Annotated in this window: 3 protein-coding genes; all 3 read left to right on the forward strand. The window is 73.7% G+C overall.

The annotated features are described in order from the left end of the window. Window positions 1-360: cytochrome b/b6 domain-containing protein (locus FV222_RS25015; protein WP_187277466.1), on the forward strand; the 360-nt coding region annotated here is incomplete at its 5' end. Further along, window positions 357-923 carry a YceI family protein gene (locus tag FV222_RS25020; RefSeq protein ID WP_147815906.1) on the forward strand — a complete coding sequence of 189 codons (567 nt, stop codon included), beginning with the start codon at window positions 357-359 and terminating at the stop codon, window positions 921-923. The genes FV222_RS25015 and FV222_RS25020, both read left to right, overlap by 4 nt. A 104-nt stretch (window positions 924-1027) precedes the next feature. After that, a partial coding sequence (locus FV222_RS25025) for a VOC family protein (protein ID WP_147815907.1) occupies window positions 1028-1784 on the forward strand: 757 nt, incomplete at its 3' end.

The raw sequence follows: 1784 nt of genomic DNA on the forward strand, positions 1-1784 counted from the left end.
CCGCGGGAGCGTCGCGCGGCCTCGGCCGCCCACGGCCTGCTCTACCTCCTGCTGGTCGGGCTGCCCCTGACCGGCTGGGCCGTGGTCTCGCTCTCTCCGTTCAACATCCCGACCGTGCTGTACGGCCTCGTGCCGTGGCCGCACCTGCCGCTGGAGGCGCTGGTCCCGGACCAGGCCTCGGCGGAAGGCGCCCTGAAGCAGGTGCACGCCTACGGGGCGTGGCTGCTGGCCGCGCTCCTAGTCCTGCATGTGGCGGCGGCGCTGCGTCACCACCTCGTCCTGCGCGACGACGTCCTGCGCCGCATGCTGCCGGCCCGCACGCCGACGGCCCCGTCCGAATCCCTGGGATCGCCCCGATGAACCTGCGTCACCTCCTCCTCGCCGCAGCCCTGCTGGGCGGCACGGTTCCGGCTGTCGCCGCCGAGTGGGCCGTCGATCCAGCCAAGAGCACCATCACGTTCGCGGGCGTGCAGGTCGGCGCCCCGTTCACCGGCCGCTTCGAGCGCTTCGACGCCAAGATCGCTTTCGACCCCGCCCAGCCGGAGGCCGGACATGCGGTGGTGCTGGTCGACCTCGCCAGCGCGCGGACCGGCGACGTCCAGCGCGACGCGGCCCTGCCGCAGAAGGACTGGTTCGACGTGAAGAGCGCGACCCAGGCCCGCTTCGAGGCAACCCGGTTCGTCGACAAGGGCCACGGCGACTACGAGGCGGTGGGAACGCTGACGATCCGGGACAAGAGCCGGCCGCTGACGCTGCCCTTCCACCTGACGCTCGACAACGGGCAGGCGCACGCCACCGGCCATGTCGGCCTCGTTCGCACCGAGTTCGGCGTCGGCCAGGGCGCGTGGGCCTCGGGCCAATGGGTCGCGCTGGAGGTCGGCGTCGACGTGGATCTCGTCGCCGCGACCAAGCCGGGCCCCTGAACCACGGCCCCCGCGGGACGCCTGCGACGACCGTGGTGCCGGCGCACCGCGACGCGTCCTCTCTCCGAGACCGCAGCGGAATCCGGCGCTGAAAGGATACGGACATGGCAAACATCGTCGGCCCGACGCGGCCACCCGCCGAGGGGACCGGCTCGCTGCTCGACACGGCGCCCTACCGTGTCGGAAGCGTCGCCCTCGTCGTCCGCGACCTCGATGCCCTCGCCGGCTTCTACCGCGAGGTCGTCGGCCTGACGACGGTCACGCAGAAGGCCGACGTCGTGCGCCTCGGCGTCGGCGCGACGGTGCTGCTCGAACTCCGGCGCGACGCGGCGGCCCGCCCCTGGAACCCCGGGGAGGCGGGCCTCTACCACACGGCCTTCCTGCTGCCGAGCCGGGGGCAACTCGGCGCGTGGCTCGCGCATGCGAGGGAGCGCGGCGTCCGCCTGTCGGGGGCGTCCGACCATGTCGTCAGCGAAGCCGTCTACCTCGACGACCCGGAGGGCAACGGCATCGAGGTCTACGCCGACCGCCCGAGTTCGGCCTGGCCGAAGGAGCCGGACGGCTCGATCGTCCTGCGGAGGGACCGGCTCGATGTCGCCGCGCTCACCCAGGCCGCGTCGGGACCCTGGGCCGGCATGCCGCCGGGCGGGCGGGTCGGGCACGTCCACCTGCAGGTGGGAGAGATCGAGCCGGCGGACCGCTTCTACGCCGGGCTGCTCGGGTTCGACGTGATGATCCGCTACCCGGGCGCGACCTTCCTCGGCGCGGGCGGCTACCACCACCAGCTCGCGACGAACGTCTGGCAAAGCCGGGGCGCGCGCGAACGGCCCGCCGCCATGGCCGGCCTGGCCGAGGTGGTCC

It is taken from the genome of Methylobacterium sp. WL103 (assembly GCF_008039885.1).
Lineage (GTDB): Bacteria > Pseudomonadota > Alphaproteobacteria > Rhizobiales > Beijerinckiaceae > Methylobacterium > Methylobacterium cerastii.

Bases quoted from the DNA above. Each gene is read 5' to 3' on its own strand.
- FV222_RS25020 (WP_147815906.1), top strand. From the start codon at position 357: ATGAACCTGCGTCACCTCCTCCTCGCCGCAGCCCTGCTGGGCGGCACG.